The sequence below is a fragment of the Blautia segnis genome (assembly GCF_014287535.1).
Taxonomy (GTDB): domain Bacteria; phylum Bacillota; class Clostridia; order Lachnospirales; family Lachnospiraceae; genus Blautia_A; species Blautia_A acetigignens.
The window spans coordinates 24,438-44,228 of record NZ_JACOOT010000027.1 but is presented as its reverse complement, the minus strand read 5'-3'; the positions used below and the strand labels follow the sequence as shown (position 1 = coordinate 44,228).

The 19,791-nt window shown below is 46.9% G+C and carries 17 protein-coding genes and 1 pseudogene; 16 read left to right on the top strand and 2 right to left on the bottom strand.

What is annotated here, in order from left to right; all coding sequences use genetic code 11:
* Positions 1 to 72: 72 nt before the first annotated feature.
* The 12 genes and pseudogenes from H8S54_RS11945 to H8S54_RS19045 all read left to right on the top strand — a co-directional run.
* The gene (locus H8S54_RS11945; protein WP_021924952.1) at positions 73 to 1,002 is read left to right on the top strand and encodes an alpha/beta fold hydrolase; all 930 of its coding nucleotides are present in this window, start codon (positions 73 to 75) and stop codon (positions 1,000 to 1,002) included.
* A 140-nt stretch (positions 1,003 to 1,142) separates the two neighbouring features.
* Entirely contained in the window at positions 1,143 to 1,295 is a 153-nt protein-coding gene (locus H8S54_RS11940; protein ID WP_021924953.1) for a hypothetical protein, read from the top strand.
* Positions 1,296 to 1,540: 245 nt separating this feature from the next.
* Positions 1,541 to 2,485 carry an ABC transporter permease gene (locus H8S54_RS11935; protein WP_186901562.1) on the top strand — a complete coding sequence of 315 codons (945 nt, stop codon included), beginning with the start codon at positions 1,541 to 1,543 and terminating at the stop codon, positions 2,483 to 2,485.
* 2 nt (positions 2,486 to 2,487) lie between these two features.
* Positions 2,488 to 3,846, top strand: coding sequence for an ABC transporter permease (locus H8S54_RS11930; protein WP_186901561.1), 1,359 nt, complete (start codon positions 2,488 to 2,490; stop codon positions 3,844 to 3,846).
* Between the two features lie 15 nt (positions 3,847 to 3,861).
* The gene (locus H8S54_RS11925) at positions 3,862 to 4,869 is read left to right on the top strand and encodes an ABC transporter ATP-binding protein (protein ID WP_186901560.1); all 1,008 of its coding nucleotides are present in this window, start codon (positions 3,862 to 3,864) and stop codon (positions 4,867 to 4,869) included.
* On the top strand, positions 4,869 to 5,879 hold the full coding sequence (locus H8S54_RS11920) for an ABC transporter ATP-binding protein (RefSeq protein ID WP_186901559.1): 1,011 nt from the start codon (positions 4,869 to 4,871) through the stop codon (positions 5,877 to 5,879). The genes H8S54_RS11925 and H8S54_RS11920 overlap by 1 nt, the downstream gene beginning before the upstream one ends.
* 104 nt (positions 5,880 to 5,983) lie before the next feature.
* Complete coding sequence (locus tag H8S54_RS11915; protein WP_186901558.1) at positions 5,984 to 7,639, top strand: peptide ABC transporter substrate-binding protein; 1,656 nt, start codon at positions 5,984 to 5,986, stop codon at positions 7,637 to 7,639.
* Between the two features lie 214 nt (positions 7,640 to 7,853).
* On the top strand, positions 7,854 to 9,380 hold the full coding sequence (gene malQ, locus H8S54_RS11910) for a 4-alpha-glucanotransferase (protein ID WP_117854135.1): 1,527 nt from the start codon (positions 7,854 to 7,856) through the stop codon (positions 9,378 to 9,380).
* Entirely contained in the window at positions 9,377 to 11,110 is a 1,734-nt protein-coding gene (locus H8S54_RS11905; RefSeq protein ID WP_117854132.1) for an ABC transporter ATP-binding protein, read from the top strand. Before malQ ends, H8S54_RS11905 begins: the two co-directional genes overlap by 4 nt.
* A complete protein-coding gene (locus tag H8S54_RS11900; RefSeq protein ID WP_186901557.1) occupies positions 11,110 to 12,852 on the top strand; it encodes an ABC transporter ATP-binding protein in 1,743 nt (580 codons plus the stop codon). The genes H8S54_RS11905 and H8S54_RS11900 overlap by 1 nt, the downstream gene beginning before the upstream one ends.
* Positions 12,853 to 12,932: 80 nt before the next feature.
* Positions 12,933 to 13,418, top strand: coding sequence for a hypothetical protein (locus H8S54_RS11895; protein WP_021924962.1), 486 nt, complete (start codon positions 12,933 to 12,935; stop codon positions 13,416 to 13,418).
* Positions 13,419 to 13,509: 91 nt separating this feature from the next.
* Positions 13,510 to 13,638 (top strand): annotated as a pseudogene (locus H8S54_RS19045) (DUF6783 domain-containing protein); the annotation flags it as partial.
* 96 nt (positions 13,639 to 13,734) lie between these two features.
* Here the strand turns inward: H8S54_RS19045 and H8S54_RS11890 are convergent.
* Entirely contained in the window at positions 13,735 to 14,250 is a 516-nt protein-coding gene (locus tag H8S54_RS11890) for a VanZ family protein (RefSeq protein WP_186901556.1), read from the bottom strand.
* A gap of 150 nt (positions 14,251 to 14,400) precedes the next feature.
* On the opposite strand from H8S54_RS11890, the gene thyA reads away from it, so the two are divergent.
* Both thyA and H8S54_RS11880 read left to right on the top strand, forming a co-directional pair.
* Complete coding sequence (thyA, locus tag H8S54_RS11885) at positions 14,401 to 15,249, top strand: thymidylate synthase (protein ID WP_021925155.1); 849 nt, start codon at positions 14,401 to 14,403, stop codon at positions 15,247 to 15,249.
* A gap of 44 nt (positions 15,250 to 15,293) precedes the next feature.
* Positions 15,294 to 15,785 carry a dihydrofolate reductase gene (locus H8S54_RS11880; protein WP_186901555.1) on the top strand — a complete coding sequence of 164 codons (492 nt, stop codon included), beginning with the start codon at positions 15,294 to 15,296 and terminating at the stop codon, positions 15,783 to 15,785.
* 123 nt (positions 15,786 to 15,908) lie between these two features.
* Here the strand turns inward: H8S54_RS11880 and H8S54_RS11875 are convergent, their stop codons facing one another.
* Positions 15,909 to 16,934: a branched-chain amino acid aminotransferase gene (locus H8S54_RS11875; RefSeq protein ID WP_021924281.1), complete on the bottom strand. Its 1,026-nt coding sequence runs from the start codon at positions 16,932 to 16,934 to the stop codon at positions 15,909 to 15,911.
* Positions 16,935 to 17,179: 245 nt separating this feature from the next.
* Between H8S54_RS11875 and H8S54_RS11870 the strand changes: the two genes are divergently transcribed.
* On the top strand, positions 17,180 to 18,550 hold the full coding sequence (locus tag H8S54_RS11870; protein ID WP_117854113.1) for a 5-bromo-4-chloroindolyl phosphate hydrolysis family protein: 1,371 nt from the start codon (positions 17,180 to 17,182) through the stop codon (positions 18,548 to 18,550).
* 67 nt (positions 18,551 to 18,617) lie between these two features.
* Positions 18,618 to 19,769: a toxic anion resistance protein gene (locus tag H8S54_RS11865; RefSeq protein ID WP_021924279.1), complete on the top strand. Its 1,152-nt coding sequence runs from the start codon at positions 18,618 to 18,620 to the stop codon at positions 19,767 to 19,769.
* Positions 19,770 to 19,791 lie beyond the last annotated feature (22 nt).

Below are 19,791 nucleotides of genomic sequence, written 5' to 3'. Positions count from 1 at the left end.
AGGGCATGTCAAAATAGTGGAAAAACAGGGGCGTCCATGTTATACTAAGAAAAAAAGAAAGGCGGAAAAACTATGAGTGCAAAATACGAAGCTTATATAGAATCCGAGGCGGACGGCCTTGATATTTCCGTTCTGGCAGTGGTTCCGGACGAGACGCCTTACCGGGGAATCCTGCAGCTTGTTCACGGCATGAGCGAATACAAGGAGCGTTATCTTCCATTTATGGAATACATGGCAAAGAGAGGCTATGTATGCGTGATCCACGACCACAGAGGCCATGGGAAAAGCGTCCGCGCCATGGATGACCTTGGTTATATGTATGGCGGCGGTGCAGATGCCATTCTGAAGGATATTGAGGTGGTGAACCGGGAAATGCACCAGCAGCTTCCGGATCTTCCCTTGATCCTGTTCGGTCACAGCATGGGTTCCCTGGCAGTCAGGGCTTTTGCAAGGGATCATGATGACTGCATGGATATGCTGATCATCTGCGGTTCCCCAAGCAAAAATACAGCAAGGCCATTAGGGGTGGCACTGGCCCATGCGGAGAGCACTGTTTTCGGCCCGACTCACAGAAGCCATGTGATCGAGGCCTTGTCCTTTGGCGGAAATGTAATGCGTTTTCGTAAGGACCAGAACTGTACCTCCTGGATCTGTGCCAATAAGGCAGCGGCACAGGAGTATTCCGATTCTGAGCTGTGCGGCTTTACTTTCACAGACGATGGCTACCTGGCACTTTTCGAGCTGATGAAGCGAGCCTACGATGTGAAGCACTGGCACTGCACAAAGCCGAAAATGCCTGTGCTTTTTGTAAGCGGTGCAGACGATCCCTGTATGATCAATGTGCGCCATTTCGCAAAAGCAGTGCAAGATATGCGCCACGCAGGTTATCTGGACGTAAAAGGCAAGCTCTATCCGGGCATGCGCCACGAGATCCTCAATGAGACTGATAAGAAACGGGTTTATCACGATATTGCATTCTACATAAGGAAAAAAGGCTTCTGATAAGAAGAGCACCTGTTCAGAAGCGTTAAGGAATGGGAGAAAACAGAAAATCAATGTTTTGCATAGAAAAATCCATTTGGAGCATAATGAGGATATAAGAGGCAACGACGAAAGAGGTTTATTGGAAAATGGAGATTTCTATGAGAAAAAGAGGCTGGATTTTGCTGCTTGTCCTGCTGTGCGTGGCTTTTCTGATCAGCTGCGGCAAGGATACAGAGCCGGATGAGGCAAAAGGTGAACTGGTGAGAACGGAACAGGAAGGGTACCCTATGGTGCTCTTCCTTTTTTACTGACAAAAACAGAAAAATTTTCGAAAATGCTTCTGCCAGATTGCAATATGTGCCTAAAAAACTTATGGCAGTGCCGCGTAAGCGTACTACAAACTTAAAAAATTACAATATCACCCTGTTAAAGTTTAAAAAGTTACTTGCCTAAAGCGAACGAAGATGCTATAATTTTTTTCATATCTTATTAAAAATGAATCCTGGTCAGAAATTAAAGAAGGAAAGATTTCAACCAGGTGAATTAAGGAGGAAAAATGGGAAAGTACTTTGTAAAAAGACTGGGAATGGCAATCCTGACGATCTTTCTGGTAGCCTGTCTGACATTCCTGCTGATGAATGCTGTACCGGGAAGCCCATGGCTCAGTGAAAAGACACCTTCTGAAACCACACTTGCAGCACTGAATGCCAAATACGGACTGGACAAGCCAGTTTATGTACAGCTGTTTATGTATCTGAAAAATATTCTTCACGGTGATTTCGGCGTATCTCTTAAGATGCAGAAGAACCGTGCAGTTCTTGACATTATTGTGGATATGTTTCCGGTATCTGCCAAGGTAGGTGCGCTTGCGCTCCTCTGGGCGATCCTGGTAGGCGTACCTCTTGGATGTCTTGCAGCATTTAAGCGCGGCAAGCTTACAGACAGTATCCTTCGCGTGATCTGTACACTTGGAATTTCCATGCCAAGCTTTGTTGTGGCATCTGTTCTTCTGGTTACACTTACTGGAAACAATGCACTGAATCTGTTTCCGTCTATTTTTGACCCGTCACAGGGATGGCGCGCTTATGTTCTGCCCTGCTTTGCCCTGGGATTTTATCCTATGTGCTATACAGCCCGTCAGACACGTTCAGCTATGCTGGATTCTTTAGGTCAGGAGTATATTAAGACAGCCCGTGCCAAAGGTCTGAAAAACAAAAAGATAATTTTTAAGCATGCTCTTAGAAATGCCCTGATTCCGGTTATTACATATTTAGGACCCCAGGTGGCTTTTACCCTTTGCGGCGGTTTCGTTGTAGAGAGTGTTTTCTCCATTCCGGGACTTGGACGTTACTTTGTACAGTCCATCCAGAACCGTGATTATCCGGTTATTATGGGAACAACCATTTTCCTGGCAGCATTTATTATTCTGATGAACCTGGTTGTAGACCTCCTCTATAAGGTGGCTGACCCGAGAATCAGCCTTACGAAAGGAGGAGAATGATTATGACAGAAGATAAGAAAATCAAAAAATGTCCGGTAAGCCTTCAGCCGGATATTGAGACTCTTCTTCAGGAGCTTGTCCCGGATGATTTTACAGCTGCATCCAGACAGGAGAAGGACGATTTCATTCAGGACCGCCAGAGCGTATCTTACTGGAAGGATGCCTGGAGAAGACTGAAAAAGAACGCGGTAGCTATGGTTGCACTTGGTGTGATCGTGTTCCTGTTTTTATTTGCTTTTGTGGGACCTCTTCTGATTCCCTATGGATATGATGAGTTTAACAAGGGTGCTGAGAATCTTTACCCATATCACTATACTTTAGAAGATCAGCAGCGTGTGAATGATGAGATTGCTGCAAGAACTCAGTCTGATGTGGTCGATGTAGATGAGATGATCGCACAGGCGAAGGCTGAAGCGGAGAAAAAAGGTGAGAAATTTACAAAGAAGGACGAAGCCGTTATCCGTGCGAAGGCAAAAGTTGCTGCAAAGCCGGCAGATTCTTCTTCTGAGGATCAGAGCGTAGATGAGGATTCCGTCCGTAAGGAGCTTGGAATTAAAAAGCATATTTTCGGCTATTCTCAGGCTGAGCTTGAGCGTAAAGCAAATGGGGAAAACGTATTTCCTCATGTATTTGGTACGGATATGTATGGCCGTGACATTCTGGTCCGTGTTATGTACGGTGCCAGAGTTTCCATGTCCGTTGGTGTGTTTGCCGCTATTCTTGTACTTGTGATCGGTGCTCTTTACGGAGCAATTTCTGGTTATTGCGGAGGTAAGGTTGACGCAGTAATGCAGCGTATTGTAGAGCTTATTTATGCGGTTCCTGAGATGCTTGTTGTCCTTTTGATTGCAACTGCACTGAAGCCGATTCTTACTGACTATGTAAACTCTGCAGGAACCGGTCCTTTGAAATCCTTTGTTAATGTTCTTGGACCTAATCTGATTTCCATGTTCATTGCCTTTGGTCTTTTGTACTGGGTAACCATGAGCCGTATTATCCGCGGTCAGGTGCTTCAGCTGAAGCAGCAGGAATATGTAACCGCAGCCAGAGCACTTGGCGCATCGGGCGGCAGAATCATTCGTCGCCATCTGCTTCCAAACTGTATCGGACAGATCGTTGTTACTACCTGCCTGCAGATTCCTTCTGCTATTTTCCTGGAGTCCTTCTTATCCTATCTTGGTGTTGGTGTCTCTGCACCGCTTCCAAGCCTTGGCTCCATGGCAACAGATGCACTAAGTGGTATGTACACCTATACTTACAGATTGATTGTGCCTTCTGTGATCCTGAGTATTATGATTCTTGCCTTCAATTTATTTGGCGACGGTCTTCGCGATGCTCTTGATCCGAAGCTGAAGAAATAAGAGAGGAGGAGAAAAATGTCTGAACAGAAAAATAAATTATTGGAAGTAAAAGACCTGAAAGTCTCCTTCTTTACTCCGGCAGGAGAAGTAAAGGCTGTTGGCGGTATTTCTTATGATCTTGATTATGGCGAAGTTATGGGCGTGGTTGGAGAATCCGGTTCTGGAAAGAGCCAGGAAGCATATTCTATTATGGGGCTTCTTCAGTCACCAGGCAAGGTAATCGGAGGATCTATCACCTTCGAGGGAAAGGATGTCCTTTCTTTTTCAAAGGATGAAATGACTGCATTTCGCGGAAATAAAGTAGCGATGATTTTTCAGAATCCCATGACCTGTCTGAATCCGGTTTACACCATTGGAAACCAGCTGGTTGAGGCTCTTCGTGCCCATGATAAAAAAATCAGTGCAGAAGAAGCACAGAAGCGTGCCATGGAAATGATGGAGCTGGTAGGAATCAACAATGTAGAGAAGCGTATGAAGCAGTATCCTCATGAATTTTCAGGCGGTATGCGTCAGCGTGTAATGATTGCTATGGGACTGATCTGTCATCCGCAGTTGCTGATCGCAGATGAGCCTACCACAGCACTTGATGTTACCATTCAGGCTCAGATCCTGGATCTGATGAAGAATCTTCAGAAGAAAACAGGAATGGGAATAATTTTTATTACGCACAATCTTGGCGTTGTTGCAGACATCTGTGATAAGGTATCGGTAATGTATGCAGGTAAGATTGTAGAGCAGGGACCTGTGGATGATATTTTCTATGAGCCTGCTCATCCATATACAAAAGGTCTTCTTCGTTCTATGCCTCGTGTTGATGCCGAGAGCTATGAACGTCTGATTCCTATTGAGGGAACACCGGTTGATATGCTGAATCCACCAGAGGGATGTCCGTTCGCTCCCCGCTGTGAGCACTGCATGAAGATCTGTCTGAAGAAAATGCCTCCTTACGTGGAAGTGGGCGAGAAACATCGCTCTGCCTGCTGGCTTCGTGTTCAGGAGCTTATGAACAAGGAGGGAAAATAATGGCAGAAGAAAAGAAACTTCTTGAAATTCAGAATTTACGAAAATATTTTCCGATAAATGGTGCAAAGGGACCGGTGGTACAGGCTGTACAGGATGTTTCACTTTTTATCAATAAAGGAGAAACACTTGGTCTTGTAGGAGAATCCGGATGTGGAAAAACAACACTTGGAAGAACTATTCTTCGGCTGTATGAGCCTACCGGAGGAAAAATTATTTATGATGGAGAGACCATATACGATAATCCACTTGATAAAGACGGCAAACCTCTTGGAAAAGCAAAAGCAGTAAAAATGCTTCCATACAGAAGAAAAATGCAGATTATTTTTCAGGATCCGTCTGCTTCTCTTGACCCACGTATGACTGTCGGCGAGATTATCGGAGAAGCAATTGATATTCACAAGCTTGCCTCCAGCAAAAAAGATCGTGCAGATATGATTAAGGAGCTTCTGGCACAGGTTGGACTTAATACAGAGCACGCAAACCGTTATCCCCATGAGTTTTCAGGTGGCCAGCAGCAGAGGGTTGGTATTGCCCGTGCACTTGCAGTGAAACCGGAATTCATTGTATGCGATGAACCGATTTCTGCGCTGGATGTTTCGATTCAGTCACAAGTGGTGAATATGCTTGAGGATATGCAGGAGCAAATGGACTTGACCTATCTGTTTATTGCACATGATCTTTCCGTTGTCCGTCATATTTCAAACAGAATTGGTGTTATGTATCTTGGTTCCCTTGTGGAGCTTGGAGAAAGCTATGAGCTAAACAGACATCCGATTCATCCTTATACGCAAACACTGCTTTCTGCGGTTCCGGTACCGGATCCAAAGCTTAGCAGAACCCGAAAACGTATTATTCTGGAAGGGGATGTACCAAGTCCTATGAATCCGCCAAGCGGATGCAGCTTCCATACCAGGTGTCCTTATGCTACCGAAAAGTGTAGCCGGGAGACTCCTGTATTCAAGGAACATGAGCCGGGTCACTGGGCTGCATGTCATCTGCTGGATAAGTAAATTATAATTTTGGTATTAGGTTTTCCATAAAGGAGAACTGCTTAATACATGCGTCGGTTCTCATTTCTCATGCGGCGCGAAAAAGCAAAAAAGGAGGAAATGTAATGAGAAGAAAATTTATGTCTATGGCACTTACAGCAGCTATGGTAATAAGCATGGCTGCAACACCGGTATTCGCTGAGGATACAGCAGCTGACGAAGGATTTAACCTGAATCTTTGCATTGCATCTGAACCACAGACTATTGACCCGGCACTGAACTCTGCTGTTGATGGAGCAATTATGTGCAACCATATGTTTGAGGGCCTTGTTAAATGGGTAAATGATGGTGAGGGAAATGCCATTACAGCTCCTGGACAGGCTGAGTCCTGGGAAAAGACAGAGAACGAGGATGGTACTGTAACTTACACAGTTAAGCTTCGTGATGGAATTAAGTGGTCTGATGGACAGGATGTAACAGCTGGTGATTTCGTTTATGCATGGCAGCGTCTTGCAAATCCTGAAACAGCAGCAGATTACTGCTATATGATCGATATGGTTCAGGGATATGACGCAGTTGCTGACGGAAGTGCAACACCGGATACCCTTGGAATTAAAGCAGTTGATGATAAGACTCTTGAGATTAATCTTACCTATGACTGCCCATATTTTGAAGAAATCATGGCATTCCCGGCAACCTTCCCGGTTCGTCAGGACATGGTTGAGGGAAGTGACAACTGGACATTTGATCCAAGCACCTACATTGGCAATGGACCTTATAAAATGACAGAGTGGTCTCATAACGCTTACATTACCATGGAGAAAAATGAGAACTACTACGATTATGACAATCTTGGACCGGATACCATCAAGTTTACTCTTCTTGATGATAACAACGCTATGCTCAAAGGCTACAACAACGGAGAGCTTGACTTCATCGAAAACCTTCCTGTAGATGAGATCCCGACATACCTTGCTTCCGGAGAGCTTGAGATCGGAGACTATCTTGGAACATATTATGTATGCTTCAATACAGAGGATGAGGTATTTTCTGACCCGAATATCCGCAAAGCATTCTCTCTTGTAATTGACCGTAACTACATTGTAGAGAACGTTTCCCAGGCTGGTGAGGTTCCGGCTGACGGATATGTTCCGAACGGTGTAAACGATGCAGCTGGTCCTGGAAGTGATGATTTCCGTACAGTAGGCGGCTCTTACTATAGCATTTCCGAGGAGGATTATGAGAAGAACTGTGAAGAAGCCCGTCAGCTTCTTGCAGATGCCGGATATCCAAACGGCGAAGGCTTCCCAACTGTAGAGTATCTGTACAACACAGCTGATAACCACAAGAAGATCGGTGAGGCTCTTCAGAACATGTGGCAGACAGAGCTTGGCGTAACTGTTAATCTGAACAACCAGGACTGGAACGTATTCCTTCAGAACAGAAAAGATGGAAACTTCCAGATTGCACGTAACGGCTGGATTGCAGACTACAATGATCCTTGCTCCTTCCTGGATATGTGGTACACAGACGGTGGAAACAACGACGCTCAGTACTCCAACCCGGACTATGATGCAGCTATCGATGCAGCAAAAGCTACCTCCGATCCAGCAGAGCGTATGAAAGCATTCCACGAAGCTGAGGATCTCCTTATTGGACAGGACAGCGTACTTGCTCCGATCTACTTCTATACACAGCCATACATGCTCAATCCGGATATTGACGGTATGTACTACACACCACTTGGATACTTCTTCTTCGGTTATACAACCAAGAAATAATCCAGGGAAAATATAAGGTTTTACGCATACGTAAAATACAGCAGGCATTCGGGAATTTTCCGGATGCCTGCGATTTTTTGCAGATGAGGCATCCGTTTTTGGGAAAGTGTGTTATCAATCCGGGTTTATTTATATTGACCGGGGATGCATGGAAGCTGTATAATAAACAGATAACGGTTATTGTAAAAACAGTAACAGACAGGAGGAACACATGATGAGAGCCAGCGGTATTTTGTTGCCGATATCCAGCATCCCTTCCAACTACGGAATTGGATGCTTTTCTAAAGAAGCGTACGCTTTTGTAGATCAGCTTGCAGAAGCAGGACAGAAATTCTGGCAGATTCTGCCACTTGGACCTACCGGATATGGAGATTCCCCGTATCAGTCCTTTTCCACATTTGCAGGAAACCCTTACTTTATTGACCTGGAGGAGTTTATCCAGAGAGATCTTCTGACAGCACAGGAGTGCGCGCAGTGCGACTGGGGCGGAAGTCTTAGCTATGTGGATTATGAGAAAATCTACCATTCCAGATTTGCCCTTCTTCGCAAGGCCTATCACCGTTTTTACCAGATGGATACAAAGAAGAAAGAGCTTGAGCTGCTCCGTGAGGAGATGGAAGCTTTTGAGAAGGAGCAGGGCTTCTGGCTGGAGGATTACTGCCTGTATATGGCAGTGAAGGACAGCCTGGAGGGCATTTCCTGGAATGAATGGCCGGAAGAGCTTAAGACCAGGAAGCCGGAGGCACTGGCAAAGGCAAGACAGGTGCTGAGGGAGGATATCAGCTTTTATGCATTCCAGCAGTTCTGGTTCTACCGCCAGTGGAGCCAGCTGAAAAAATATGCCAATGACAGGGATATCCGGATCATTGGAGACCTGCCCATTTACGTTGCCTTTGACGGCGCAGATGCATGGGCAAACCCGGATCTGTTCCAGTTTGATGAGGACGCTGCGCCGGTAGCTGTGGCAGGATGCCCGCCGGATGCTTTTTCCGCAACCGGACAGCTGTGGGGCAATCCCCTTTATAACTGGGATTACCATAAGAAAACAGGCTATAAGTGGTGGATTCTTCGCATGTCCCATTGTATGAAGCTGTACGATAAGGTGCGTATCGACCATTTCCGCGGCTTTGATGAGTACTGGGCAGTTCCTTATAAGGATGAGACTGCTGAGAATGGAAAGTGGGAGAAAGGACCGGGAATTGAACTGTTTAAGGTTCTGGAGCAGAATATTTCCAATCTGGATGTGATCGCAGAGGATCTTGGCTTCCTTACCGATACGGTAAGAGAGCTTCTTGCAGATTCCGGCTACCCGGGCATGAAGGTGCTGCAGTTTGCCTTTGACGAGAGCGGGGAAAGCGTTTATCTGCCTTTCCGTTATGAGAGCAACTGCATTGTCTATACAGGAACCCATGACAATGAGACCACCAAAGGCTGGCTGGAAGGACTTTCCAAGTCCAATCTGGATTATGTGAAACGGTACATTGCATGCGAGAATAAGGATGCAGATGCGTGCGTCTGGGGACTGATCCGTGCTGCCCAGTCAAGTGTGGCTGAGCTTTGCGTGATCCCGCTGCAGGATTATCTCTGCCTTGGAAATGAGGCAAGAATGAACACGCCTTCTACTTTAGGCGATAACTGGAAATGGCGTCTCAGAAGAGGACAGCTGACCGATGAGGTAATCGGGCAGATCAAAGCCATGACCAAATTATACGGAAGAACTCAGGAGTATAAGAAGAAATGAAAAGGCTGATTCGATTTTTGAAGGGCTATGAGAAGGAGAGCTTTCTGGCACCTTTGTTTAAAATGCTGGAGGCTACCTTTGAGCTGATCGTGCCTCTGGTTGTTGCAAATATTATGGATATCGGTATTAAGAACCAGGATAATGCCTATATCTGGCATCAGTGCGTGATCATGGTACTGCTTGGCGTGATCGGACTTGTGTGTGCGCTTACGGCCCAGTATTTTTCCGCGAAGGCTGCCATGGGATTTAGTACGGCCCTTCGTAAGGAAATGTTTGCCCATATCAGCAAGCTTTCCTACAGGGAATTAGACCAGCTTGGAACCCCGACCCTTGTGACCAGGATCACCAATGACGTAAACCAGGCACAGACAGGTGTCAACATGGTGCTTCGTCTGTTCCTTCGCTCCCCCTTTATTGTTGTGGGTGCGGTGATCATGTCCTTTACCATTGACTGGAAGATCGGACTGATCTTTTTGATCGCAGTGCCGCTGATCTCGGTTGTGATTTATGCGATTATGCGAACCACCGTTCCCATTTACAAAAAGGCACAGTCCTCCCTGGACCGCATTTCCCTGATCACCAGAGAGAACCATGTAGGTGCCAGAGTGGTGCGTGCTTTTGGAAGACAGCAGGAAGAGTATAAGGAATTTTCCCAGGTAAATGATGATTACACCAAGGTTCAGGTGACAGCAGGTAAAATTTCCGCGCTTTTAAATCCTGCAACTACTGTAATCATGAACTTTGCCATTATCGGAATCCTGTGGTATGGAAGCAAGGAGGTTTCCATCGGTACCCTGACACAGGGTGAGGTGGTTGCCCTTGTAAACTATATGAACCAGATCCTGATCGCTCTGATCGCACTTGCCAACCTGATCGTGGCAGTTACCAAGGCTATGGCTTCTGGCGTGCGTCTTAACGAGGTTCTGGATACACAGCCGTCTCTTACAGATGAGGGCAGCAGCACGCAGCAGGAGAAGGCGAAAGCAGACAGAGTTGCATTTGAGGATGTAAGCTTTACCTATGCAGGCAGCAAGGAGCCTGCACTTTCCCATATTTCCTTTACTGCAAAGCCGGGTGAGACCATCGGTATCATCGGAGGTACCGGATGCGGAAAGTCCACACTTGTGAACCTGATCCCCCGTTTTTATGATGCGTCTGAAGGAAGTGTGGTAATTGACGGAAATAATGCAAAAGAATATCCATTTTCCCAGCTTCGTAAAAAAGTGGGAATGGTGCCGCAGCAGGCAGTTCTGTTTAAGGGAACCATCCGCGACAATATGAAATGGGGCAAGGAGGATGCCACTGAGGAAGAAATTCAGCGCGCCCTTTCCATTGCACAGGCAAGTGATTTTGTAAACAGCAAGCCGGAGGGGCTGAACACTATGGTAAGCCAGGGCGGCGCCAATTTATCCGGCGGCCAGCGCCAGCGTCTTACCATTGCAAGAGCACTGGTGGGAGATCCTGAGATCCTGATCATGGATGACAGTGCTTCTGCCCTTGATTTTGCTACAGATGCAGCCCTTCGTCATGCTATTCACCAGCAGACCAAGGGAATGACCGTATTTATTGTTTCCCAGAGAGCAACCTCCATCAAACAGGCAGACAAGATCCTGGTTCTGGATGATGGGGAGCTGGTAGGCGTGGGAACGCACAAAGAACTTATGGAATCCTGTGAGGTTTACAGAGAAATTTGTCTGTCACAGCTTTCCGAGCAGGAGGTGAACCGCTGATGGGAAAGAATAAAGATACCATGAAAAGGGTGTTGAAGTTTATCAGCCCTTACAAAGCAAAGATCATTATTATGCTTCTGACAGCGCTTGTCACAGTTGGTTTTACTTTGTATACACCGATTCTGATTGGTAATGGAGTGGATAATATTGTTGGTCCGGGAAATGTAAATGTGGCAGGACTTCTGAAGGTTCTTGGCACGCTTGCGGTGGTTGTTATAGGAAATGCAGTTTCCCAGTGGGTGATGAACCTTCTGACCAACCAGGTCACCTACAGCGTGGTACAGGATGTAAGAAGCCAGGCATTTGCCCATCTTCAGGAGGTTCCGGTATCTTATATCGATGCCAACCAGCCGGGAGATATTTTGAGCCGTATCGTGTCTGATGTCAGCCAGTTTTCCGACGGACTTCTTATGGGATTTACCCAGTTGTTTACCGGTGTGCTGACGATTTTTGGAACCATTGGATTTATGCTTTCCATCAGTGTGAAGATCGCGGTGATCGTTATTTTGCTTACCCCGATTTCCCTGTTTGTGGCAAGCTTTATTGCGGGCAGAACCTTCCGCATGTTCCAGGAGCAGTCTGAGAAAAGAGCCGAGATGACTTCCATTGTGGAGGAGCTTGTGGGAAATCAGAAGATCGTGCAGGCTTTTTCCTATGAGGAGAGAGCGAATGAGCGTTTCGGCAAGGTGAATGAGGAGCTTCGGGTCTGCGGTATTAAGGCAATCTTTTTCTCCTCGATCACCAACCCGTCCACACGTTTTGTGAATGGTCTGGTTTATACGGCAGTTGGAATTTTCGGTGCGTTTACCGTTATCAGGGGCGGCATGACAGTGGGACAGCTTACCAGCTTCCTGAACTATGCCAACCAGTATACCAAGCCGTTTAATGAGATTTCAGGCGTTGTTACGGAGCTGGAGAATGCCCTTGCCTGTGCCAAGAGACTGTTTGACTTTATTGATACTCCGGTACAGGAGCCGGATGCGCCGGGTGCAATAGAACTGGAAAAGGCAGACGGAAGAGTGAATGTGGAGAATGTTTCTTTCTCCTACAGAAAAGAGGTTCCGCTTCTTACCGATATTTCCATTGACGTGAAGCCGGGACAGAGAATTGCCATTGTAGGTCCTACCGGATGCGGCAAGACAACGATGATCAATCTTTTGATGCGTTTCTATGATGTGGATGAGGGACAGATTCTGGTCAGCGGACATCCGGTAAAGGAGCTGACCCGTGACAGCTTAAGAAGAAACTTTGGTATGGTGCTTCAGGAGACCTGGCTGAAGGCTGGAACCATCCGTGAGAACATTGCTTACGGCAAGCCGGATGCGACTCTTGAGGAGGTAATGGAGGCGGCCAGGCATGCCCATGCCCACAGCTTTATCAAGCGTATGCCAAATGGCTACGATACAGTGATCTCTGAGGGCGGCGGAAATATTTCCCAGGGACAAAAGCAGCTTTTATGTATTGCAAGGGTTATGCTGATGCATCCTGCAATGCTGATCCTGGATGAGGCGACTTCTTCTATTGATACCCGTACAGAGGTGAAAGTCCAGAAGGCTTTTGCAGAGCTGATGGAGGGAAGAACCAGCTTTATTGTTGCCCATCGTCTCTCTACCATTCAGGAGGCTGACCTGATCCTGGTTATGAAGGATGGAAATATTATTGAGCAGGGCAAGCATGAGGAACTGTTAGCGAAGAAGGGCTTCTATGCGAACCTGTATGAGAGCCAGTTTGCAGTGTCCTAATATGAGAGTGCGGTGATTTGTCTGGCAGATCATCAAATTTCGAACAGATGGTATCTGCAAAAAAGAACGGAGGATGTAGGATGGGAGATTTCGAAAACAGAAATCGTGAGGGGAAAATAAAAGAAAATACAGCGGCAGCTGCTTCCGATGAGAAGGCAGGCGGGGAGAATCCCAAGAGCGGGGTTCCCCTGCGCACTTACTTGATCATGATACTGGCAGGGGCTTATGTGGCTTATCTTGGCGTGTCCCTTTGCCAGGGCGTGATGAAAGGCGCAGAGGGCAGCAGCCCGGGATTTATGGTGGCTGGCGTTGTGTTTATTGTGCTGGGCGTGATTTTCGTGATCAATGGAATCCGCGGCAGCTTAAAGGTCAGCAAAGCGCAAAAAGAGCAGGCGAATGCTGAGAACGCGCAGCAGGCACAGGGCGCTGCCAACGAAAGCGCATCTGCTGCAGTTTTGCCACAGACAAAAAACAGTACAGAACCTGGCAAAAAGATGTCCATCGCAGACCGCGCCAACCTGGTAAGCAAGCTGGGGGATGCGCAGGAGGATGAGGAAGAGAAATAAGAAGTCTCATTGGCCTAGAGCGTGCCCCCAAAATCATTCCCGCAATCTGCACGCCCCACTTTGCGGTATATTTTGCCCGAATTCAGTTGCCGTAGCCCGCTACGGCGCCCTCATCCGAACAAAATCTCCCACAAATTGTGACGTACATCTCGCAGAAAGCCTTTTGGGAGCACGCTCTAGCCCTCCTTTCCGACTGATTCCCTTACGGGTTTCTATGTAATCAGAGGGTCACAGTCCAAATTGTAAAAATTCAAAAAAGAGGAAAGATTCCATAATTACGTGGAATCCTTCCTCTTTTTTCGATATCGTGGTATGTTTAACGGCGTTTTCGGCGGCGTTTTTTGCTGCTGGGGTTGTGGGTGGTGGACCAGCAGAAGGCCTGCACAAGCAGGATTCCGATGGCGGCACCGCTGCTGTCAATGCACACATCTCTCACAGAAGGACCGCGTCCATTCACAAAAGACTGGTGATATTCATCAAGACCTGCAAAGCCTACGCAGACCGCACCAGCCAACAGAATCAGCCAGATGCCCCTCACCCCGTACACATAAAAGGGAAAAGAGATGGCAATGGCAAGAATACAGTACTCTGTCATGTGCGCTGCTTTTCTTACGTAAAATTCGATGGAACTTGCGGAATAGGCAAGCTCTGTCTCCGTTTTGTTTTCGTTTAGAACTTCATTCTTTGTCTCTACAATCTGGTAGCTGACTTCATAGCTTAGGGCACCAGACACCTCCCCTGTCTGGGCTGAAAATGAATAAATCAGATACATCATCAGAATTGCAGGAAGAAAAGAAAGAGGTTTCAGTAAATGGATTAAAATTTTCTTCATGGGGTCTACTATAACATGGGATTGAGGGAATGTAAAGAAAAAAGGTAATTTACCCGAAGTCTCTAAAACCTTGTTATTTATGAAAATCTATGCTAAAATTGGTGAAGCATTGAGTGAAGAACGTGATGAAACAGGAGGAAAAGGACAGGCATGAGTTTAGCAGATAATATATTTATCGATATGTGCAAGGATGTAATTGAGAACGGAACCAGTACGGAAGGGGAAAAGGTGCGCCCGGTATGGGAGGACGGTACTTCCGCTTATACCATCAAGCGTTTCGGTGTGGTGAACCGTTATGATCTGAGAAAGGAATTCCCGGCGCTGACCCTTCGAAAAACTGCGCTGAAAAGTGCCATGGACGAGATCCTGTGGATCTGGCAGAAGAAATCCAACAATATCCATGATCTTCACAGCCACATCTGGGACAGCTGGGCAGACGAGGACGGTTCCATTGGAAAAGCCTACGGCTATCAGCTGGGCGTGAAGCACCAGTACAAGGAAGGCATGATGGACCAGGTGGACCGCGTCCTCTACGATCTGAAGAACAATCCCTACAGCCGCAGAATCATGACCAATATTTATGTGCATGAGGATCTCCATGAGATGAATCTGTACCCCTGTGCATATTCCATGACCTTTAATGTGACAAAGGAGCCGGGAAAGGACAAGCTTACCTTGAATGCCGTCCTGAACCAGCGTTCCCAGGACATTCTGGCTGCAAACAACTGGAATGTGTGCCAGTATTCTATTCTTCTAATGATGATTGCCCAGAGCTGTGACATGGAGGCCGGAGAACTGGTGCATGTGATCGCAGACTGCCATATTTATGACAGACATATCCCGGTAATTAAGGAGCTGATTTCCAGAACCCCTTATCCGGCACCAACTGTGAAGCTGAATCCGGATGTGAAGAATTTCTATGATTTTACTACAGATGATCTGATAGTAGAGAACTATCAGACCTGGCCGCAGATCAAGAATATTCCCATTGCAATTTGAGCATGGAATAGGAAACTGAGTTTGTATAAAGGAGATTATAAGTAATGAAAATTATCGTAGCAGCAGATAAAAACTGGGGAATTGGAAAAGACAACAAGCTTCTGGTAAGCATTCCGGCAGACATGAAAATGTTCCGTCAGGAGACCACCGGAAAGGTATGCGTCATGGGGCGAAAAACCCTGGAAAGCTTTCCAGGAGGACTTCCCCTTAAGAACCGTACTAATATTGTACTGACCCACAATCAGAATTACAAGGTAAAGGACGCAATCATTGTTCATTCCATCGAGGAACTGTTAGAAGAATTGAAAAAATACAATGCAGAAGATGTTTACTGCATCGGCGGTGACACCATCTACAAACAGCTTCTTCCATATTGCGACGTGGCACAGGTGACCAAAATTGATTTCGCCTACATTGCAGACAGCTATTTCCCCAATCTGGACGAAGACCCGGAATGGCATGCAGCAGCCGAGAGCGAAGAGCAGACCTATTTTGACCTGGAGTACAAATTTGTACGTTACGAGAGAAATAAATAAAAGATGGAATTTGTCATACGGCATATAAAAAAATCCGGCACTTTCAAGAATGAAAATGCCGGATTCTTTATGTGCTGTGTAAAATTCATATCCTCAGATACGAAAATGCAAATTCCGGAAAAATTACTCGATTACCTTCAGCCATCCCTCTGGAGCCTGGATGCGGCCCATCTGGATTCCGGTAAGTGTCTCGTACAGCTTCTTGGTGATCGGTCCCATTTCGTTCATGCCGCTTGGGAAGCAGATCTCTTTGCCGTGGTCAACAATCTTTCCAACAGGAGAGATAACAGCAGCAGTACCGCAAAGACCGCACTCTGCGAAGTCTTTTACTTCATCGAAGTATACTTCTCTTTCCTCTGCCTCAAGTCCAAGGTATTCCTTGGCAACATAGATCAGGGAACGGCGTGTGATGGATGGAAGGATACTGTCAGACTTCGGTGTTACAACCTTGCCGTCCTTTGTTACGAACAGGAAGTTGGCTCCGCCTGTCTCCTCAACTTTAGTACGTGTCTTGGAGTCAAGATACATGTTCTCATCGAATCCGTTCTTATGAGCATCTACGATTGCGTGAAGGCTCATTGCATAGTTAAGGCCTGCTTTGATATGTCCGGTTCCGTTCGGTGCAGCACGGTCGAAATCGCTGACACGGATTGTGATCGGCTTAGCGCCGCCTTTGAAGTATGGTCCAACCGGTGTGGTGAATACACGGAACTGATACTCGTTCGCTGGCTTAACACCGATAACAGCGTCACTTCCGAACATGTACGGACGTACATATAAAGTAGCGCCTGATCCGTATGGCGGTACATATGCAGCATTTGCTTTAATTGTCTGAACAACTGCGTCAACAAAACGGTCTTTCGGGAATACCGGCATCTCCAGTCTTGCTGCGGAGTGCTCCATACGCTCTCCGTTCAGGTCAGGACGGAAAGTAACGATACGTCCGTCTTCTGTGGTGTATGCTTTCATACCTTCAAAAACAGTCTGTGCGTACTGAAGTACACCTGCGCACTCGCTGATAGTAACAGTATCATCTGTGGTCAGGCCACCCTCATCCCAGGCACCGTTCTTGTAGTTGGATACATAACGATAGTCTGTTTTTACATAACCAAAGCCCAGGTTGCCCCAGTCAATGTCTTTTTTCTCCATAACAATTTCCTCCTAGCGTGGTTTCTTGGGGTAGATTCTGAATGTGAATCCACAACGTTTTTACCATTGTAAAACTTTTACGTGTGAAATTCAATGGGAAAAGTAGATTTTTCAGTTTTTTCCTGTGAAAAAGTTGGGGAAAAGGATCTGGAGCGTGTTTATATTTTATGCTGTCTTGTTTTTTTAGAGGGATTTTTGTATAATGAAAGGACAGGCGTTATGGAATAAAATATCCGGAGGAAAAAATGGGATATCACGAATTAGATGAGCTTGGAGAAAAAATCCAGGACATCATTGACAGTGCAATCAATGAGAAGAACTACCAGAAACTGAACCAGACCATTAATCAGACTGTAAATAAGGCAATCGACAATGGAAGCGAGGCGCTGCGGGATGCCCTGAACAATACATTTGGCGGGAACAGTGGCAAATACACCAATTACCGCACCGGAAGCTCTTACGATTACAGACAGAACCGTACCTGGGATTTTCAGAAGAACCAGACGGGCACAGGCCAGAAAGAACGTTCAGAAGCATGGAATTACACACAGAGAAATTCAGGCAGCAGCCAGAAGCCGGAACTTCCTGCCCTATACATGCCAACTAACGGCATTAAGGTGAAAGGAATCCTGAAAACCGTGTTCGGCGGCATTCTCACTGGAACCATGGGAATAGGGCTTATGGTCAGCCTGATCGGAATGGGGATCTTCGGCGTGGGAACGGGAGGCATGGTGATCACCGGAATCTTCGGTGCTTTTACCGCAGCGGGCGGCGTGCTTCTTGGCAATGGCTGCAGCAATCTTGCAGGCCTGAAGCGCCGTAGCAAATACATTCGGGCACTTGGAGACCACACCTACTGTGATTTCCGAAATCTGTCCCTTGCTGTTGGCAAGCCTGTGAAATTTGTAAAAAGAGACATTAAGAAAATGATAGACAAAGGCTGGTTTCTGCAGGGACATGTGGATACCCAGGAGACCTGCCTGATCACCAGCAATGAGACATACGACCAGTACGTAAGCACTCAGAAGCAGTTGGAAGAAAGAAAACGCCAGGACGAAGAGCGGGCGAGCCATGAGGCAGAACTTCAAAAGCAGGCAGATGCAAAAGCCCGGAAGGAAGCTGAGGCAAAAGAAAGAGAACGGGCAGAGATTTCCCCGGAGGTACAGCTGGTTCTGGATAAAGGCAATGACTTTCTGGAGAAGATTCGCCGCAGCAACGATGCCATTCCAGGAGAAGAAATCTCCAGGAAGATCTCCAGAATGGAGCTGATCGTCCAGAAGATTTTTGAGCGTGCCAAGGCACACCCGGAGATCATTCCAGATCTGAACCGACTGATGGATTATTACCTGCCGATGACGGTGAAGCTTCTGAATGCCTATGAGGACATGGACAGCCAGCCCATACAGGGAGAGAATATTGCTTCTTCCAAGAAGGAGATTGAGGACACCATTGACACATTGAACGTTGCGTTTGAGAAGCTTCTGGATTCTGTGTTTGAGGATACGGCAATTGACGTTTCCAGCGACATTTCCGTGCTGAACACCGTACTTGCCCAGGAGGGCCTGACAGAAGACGAGCTTACCCGCATGAGACGGGAAGCGAAAGAGAAGGCATAAAAGAAAATAGAACCATATCAGGATACAGCTGCAGATCATCAGGAAATCTGCACATAAGGAGGATATCATGGGAGATGAATTGAAAGGCTTTGAAGAAACTGCACCTACACTGACACTGGAACCGGATCTTGGGGAGGCGAAGCCAGCAGCCCCTGCAGTGCCGGAAGCAGAAGCTGTGAAAAAAGAGATGGAGCAGACCATTCTTACCCCAGAGGAACAGCAGATGGTAGACAGCTTTGCACAGAAAATCGACATTGAGAACACCAACCAGATCCTTCAGTACGGAGCTGGAACCCAGAAGAAGATGGCTGATTTTTCCGATGCAGCCCTTGAGAATGTGCGCACACAGGATCTGGGCGAAGTAGGGGAGCTGATCACACAGGTGGTAGGCGAGCTCCGTGACTTTGACGCCACAGAAGAGGAAAAAGGCTTCCTTGGCTTTTTCAAAAAGCAGGGAAACAAGATCGAGAATATGAAGAACCGCTATGCCAAGGCAGAGGTGAATGTGCAGAAGATCACCACTTCCCTTCAGGACCACCAGATGCGTCTGATGAAGGATTCAGCAGTTCTTGAGAAAATGTACGCCCAGAACCTGAACTACTATAAAGAACTGACCATGTACATTCTGGCAGGCAAGCAGAAGCTGCAGGAGGTACGCGAGGGCAAATTAAGAGACTTAGAGGCCAAGGCAGCAGCCAGCGGATTTCCGGAGGATGCACAGGAAGCCAAGGATCTGGACAGCAAGTGCAACCGTTTCGAGAAGAAGCTTCATGATCTGGAGCTGACCAGAACCATTTCCCTGCAGACTGCGCCCCAGATCCGTCTGGTACAGAACAACGACACGCTTATGGTAGAGAAGATCCAGACTACTATTGTAAATACCATTCCGCTGTGGAAGAGCCAGATGGTTCTTGCGCTTGGAATCGCCCATTCCACAGAGGCAGCCCAGGCCCAGAGACAGGTAACCGACCTTACCAACGAGCTTCTGAAAAAGAATGCCCAGGCCCTTCACCTTGCATCCACAGAGACAGCCAAGGAATCCGAGAGGGGAATTGTGGACATTGAGACCTTGAAGCAGACCAACCAGGAGCTGATCAGTACACTGGATGATGTGATGAAGATCCAGAAGGAAGGCCGCATCAAGAGACAGCAGGCAGAGGTGGAAATGCGCAGAATGGAAGACGAGCTTAAGAATAAACTGTTGGAGATCCAGCACTGAAAACAATAGGGGTGTCTGTCAG